A 3641-nucleotide genomic window follows, 5' to 3' on the forward strand; every position below is an offset into this window, starting at 1 on the left:
CGGGCAGGGTGTCGTCTTCAATGCGCACTACCTGACCTATTTCGACACGGCCATCACCGAATATTTCCGCGCGCTCGGCTTCGACCAATATGCCGACGCGCAGGCGAGCGGCATCGATTTCCACGTCGTCAAATCCGTCATCGAATACAAGGCGCCGGTCCGCTTCGACTGGGAGCTCGACGTCGGCGTGCGCGTGGCGCGGATCGGCAATTCGAGTCTCGTCTTCGAGCTCGCCATCTTCCTGAAGGGCGGCACGGAGGCGCTGGTGACCGGCGAGATCGTCTGGGTCTACACCAACCAGCAGACGCATCGGCCAGTCACGATCCCGGCCTCGATGCGGGCGCTGATCGCGACGCGGGAGCGGCATCTGGCGTGAGCCGCCTCACACCGGCAGGAAGCGCTTCAACGCCGGCATGAAGAAGATCCCGAGATTGATCGCAAAGCCGATGCTCCAGAGGATCGAGCGCAGCGTCGGACGGTTGCCGAGATAGGTCAGCACGTAGGCGATCCGCACGATCAGGAACAGGGCCGCAAGCTCGTCGATCAGCCGCTGCGGCGCATCCCTGAATTCGGCGAGCAGCACGGCGAAGGCGAAGAACGGGAAGGTCTCGATACCGTTCTGGTGCGCGCCGAGGGCGCGCTGCGAGAGCGCGTCGTCATAGAAAGCGGGGTCGCGCGGCCGGGAATTGTCGAAGTGGCGGAACCTGATCCATTTGATCGCGGCGATCGTAGACAGGTAGAGAAGCAGCGCTCCAAAGACGCACCATTCCGCGAGTGTCATCGTCCTTCCCCGGCCTGGCTGCGACCCTAACGAAACCCGCCTCATCTTGACAAGTTCGGACCAACGCGCGACCCAACCAGCCATGACCAGCGTCGTCCCCCTCGAGACAGCGAAACCGGCCCCCCGATCCGCCCTGCCGCGCGTCGGCGTGCTCCTGATCAATCTCGGAACGCCTGATACGGCCGATGCCCGGGGAGTGCGGGTTTATCTGAAGGAGTTCCTCTCAGACGCCCGGGTGATCGAGGATCAGGGCCTGATCTGGAAGGTGGTGCTCAACGGCATCATCCTGAACACCCGTCCCCGGGCCAAGGCACGCGACTATCAGAAGATCTGGAACACCGAAAGGAACGAGTCCCCGCTCAAGACCATCACACGCTCGCAGAGCGAGAAGCTCGCCGCGGCGCTGTCGAACCACGCACATGTCGTGGTCGATTGGGCGATGCGCTACGGCAATCCCTCGATCAAGGCGGGGATCGACGGGCTGATCGCCAGGGGCTGCGAGCGCATCCTCACCGTGCCGCTCTATCCGCAATACTCCGCCTCGACCTCCGCAACGGTCTGCGACGAGGTGTTCCGCGTCCTCTCGCAGATGCGGTCCCAGCCCACGCTGCGGGTGACGCCACCCTACTACGAGGACGAGGCCTATATCGACGCTCTCGCGACCTCGATCGAGGCGCATCTTTCGACGCTCTCCTTCGAGCCGGAGCTGATCGTCGCCTCCTTCCACGGCATGCCGAAATCCTATGTCGACAAGGGCGACCCCTATCAGAGCCATTGCGTGGCGACGACGGAGGCGCTGCGCCGGCGGATGAAGCTGGACGATACCAAGCTGCTGCTGACCTTCCAGTCGCGCTTCGGTTTCGACGAGTGGCTGCAACCCTACACCGACAAGACCATGGAGCGTCTCGCCAAGGAAGGCGTGCGCCGCATCGCGGTGGTGACGCCCGGCTTTTCCGCCGACTGCCTGGAGACGCTGGAGGAGATCGCGCAGGAGAACGCCGAGATATTCGAGCATAATGGCGGCGAAGAGTTTTCCGCGATCCCCTGCCTCAACGACAGCCAGCCCGGCATGGACGTGATCCGCACCCTGGTGCTGCGCGAGCTTCAGGGCTGGATCTGACATTGCGCCCGGGCGGCAATCGTTAACCTTTGCCGCTAGGTCTGCTGCGACCTGCTTTCAAGAGCTTTCGCTCAAATACATAATCGTCACCGCTCCTTTCTGTGCGCCTTGTGCGGAATCGAGCCGATGCCGACGTTACTCGCGACCGCTGAACCGGTAGGGTATCGATCCCGACCAATGACAGCGCCGGAAAGGGCCTTTTTGCCGGCTTGGAGGAGATATGAGCGGCTTCGACATTTTCGCGATTGTTCTGGTATTGCTCGTCATCGTTACGCTGCTCGCCGGCGTGAAGACGGTGCCGCAGGGCTATGACTGGACCATCGAGCGGTTCGGCAAATACACGCAGACGCTGAGCCCCGGCCTCAATCTGATCGTGCCCTATTTCGATCGCGTCGGGCGCAAGATCAACATGATGGAGCAGGTGATCGACATTCCAGAGCAGGAGGTGATCACCAAGGACAACGCCACCGTGACGGTGGACGGCGTCGCCTTCTACCAGGTGTTCGATGCCGCGAAAGCCAGCTACGAGGTTTCCAACCTCAACCAGGGGATCACGGTCCTCACCATGACCAACATCCGGTCGGTGATGGGCTCGATGGACCTCGACCAGGTGCTGTCGCATCGCGACGAGATCAACGAGCGCCTCTTGCGCGTGGTCGATGCCGCGGTCTCGCCCTGGGGTCTCAAGGTCAACCGCATCGAGATCAAGGACATCGTGCCGCCGGCCGACCTCGTCGAGGCCATGGGCCGGCAGATGAAGGCCGAGCGCGTCAAGCGTGCCGACATCCTGGCGGCCGAAGGCCAGCGCCAGTCGGAAATCCTGCGTGCCGAGGGCGCAAAGCAGGGGCAGATACTCCAGGCCGAAGGTCGCAAGGAAGCCGCGTTCCGCGACGCCGAGGCACGCGAGCGTTCGGCGGAGGCCGAGGCGAAGGCCACCCAGATGGTCAGCGAAGCGATCTCCAAGGGCGACGTCGCCGCATTGAACTATTTCATCGCCGACAAATATATCAAGGCATTCGGGCAACTGGCCGACTCGCCGAACCAGAAGGTCATCATGCTCCCGGTCGAAGCGATGAGCATGCTCGGCTCGCTCGCCGGCATCGGCGAGATCGCCAAGGCGACGTTCGGCGAGGCTAGTGCAGCCGCTGCCGCGCGCCGCCCAGGATCGGTGCCGCCGACCGGCAGCACGCCGCCGGTCGTGCCGCCGCGGCAGGGATAGTCACGGGCCCACGACCCCTTGGCGAGGGCGCGGGCGCATGAGAGAAGGTCGTGTCATGACCGACATGTTCGTATCGCTCGGCAGCTGGAACTGGCTGATCCTCGGCTTCATCCTGATGGGGCTGGAGGTGCTGGCGCCGGGGATATTCCTGTTCTGGCTCGGGCTTGCCGCGCTGCTGGTCGGGCTGATCTCGTTCACTGTTGCGGTGTCCTGGCAGATCCAGCTCGTGATGTTCGCGGTCTTTGCCGCCGCTGCCGTGCCGGTGTGGCGCCGCCTGGCCAGGCCGAAGCCCGACACCAGCGCAAGTCCGTTCCTCAACAAGCGCAGCGAGGCGCTGCTGGGCCGCGAGTTCACGCTGGAGAAGCCGATCATCGACGGCTCGGGCACGGTGCGTATCGGCGACACGGTCTGGCGCGTGGCGGGTCCCGATACGCCGGCAGGGACGCGTGTGAAGGTGGTGCAGGTGGACGGCGCGAATCTGACCGTGGCGGCGGCCTAACTTCTTACCCTCCCCTGGAGGG

At 63.9% G+C, this 3641-nt stretch carries 5 protein-coding genes; 4 read left to right on the forward strand and 1 reads right to left on the reverse strand.

From position 1 onward, the window contains the following. On the forward strand, positions 1–376 hold a 376-nt coding region (locus tag JHD07_RS25775), incomplete at its 5' end, for a thioesterase family protein (RefSeq protein ID WP_291627169.1). A 6-nt stretch (positions 377–382) separates the two neighbouring features. Here JHD07_RS25775 and JHD07_RS25780 read toward each other — a convergent pair. Beyond that, positions 383–781, reverse strand: coding sequence for an MAPEG family protein (locus JHD07_RS25780; RefSeq protein ID WP_291627171.1), 399 nt, complete (start codon positions 779–781; stop codon positions 383–385). An 82-nt stretch (positions 782–863) separates the two neighbouring features. On the opposite strand from JHD07_RS25780, the gene hemH reads away from it, so the two are divergent. From hemH to JHD07_RS25795, 3 genes are all read left to right on the forward strand, one after another. After that, a complete protein-coding gene (gene hemH / locus JHD07_RS25785) occupies positions 864–1901 on the forward strand; it encodes a ferrochelatase (RefSeq protein WP_291627173.1) in 1038 nt (345 codons plus the stop codon). Between the two features lie 220 nt (positions 1902–2121). After that, the gene (locus JHD07_RS25790; protein ID WP_291627175.1) at positions 2122–3120 is read left to right on the forward strand and encodes an SPFH domain-containing protein; all 999 of its coding nucleotides are present in this window, start codon (positions 2122–2124) and stop codon (positions 3118–3120) included. Between the two features lie 55 nt (positions 3121–3175). Continuing rightward, positions 3176–3619 carry an NfeD family protein gene (locus JHD07_RS25795; protein WP_291627177.1) on the forward strand — a complete coding sequence of 148 codons (444 nt, stop codon included), beginning with the start codon at positions 3176–3178 and terminating at the stop codon, positions 3617–3619. Positions 3620–3641: the final 22 nt, after the last annotated feature.

Source organism: Bradyrhizobium sp. (assembly GCF_016462955.1).
Taxonomy (GTDB): Bacteria; Pseudomonadota; Alphaproteobacteria; order Rhizobiales; family Xanthobacteraceae; genus Bradyrhizobium.

Bases quoted from the DNA above. Each gene is read 5' to 3' on its own strand.
- JHD07_RS25780 (WP_291627171.1), bottom strand. From the start codon at position 781: ATGACACTCGCGGAATGGTGCGTCTTTGGAGCGCTGCTTCTCTACCTG.
- hemH (WP_291627173.1), top strand. From the start codon at position 864: ATGACCAGCGTCGTCCCCCTCGAGACAGCGAAACCGGCCCCCCGATCC.
- JHD07_RS25790 (WP_291627175.1), top strand. From the start codon at position 2,122: ATGAGCGGCTTCGACATTTTCGCGATTGTTCTGGTATTGCTCGTCATC.
- JHD07_RS25795 (WP_291627177.1), top strand. From the start codon at position 3,176: ATGACCGACATGTTCGTATCGCTCGGCAGCTGGAACTGGCTGATCCTC.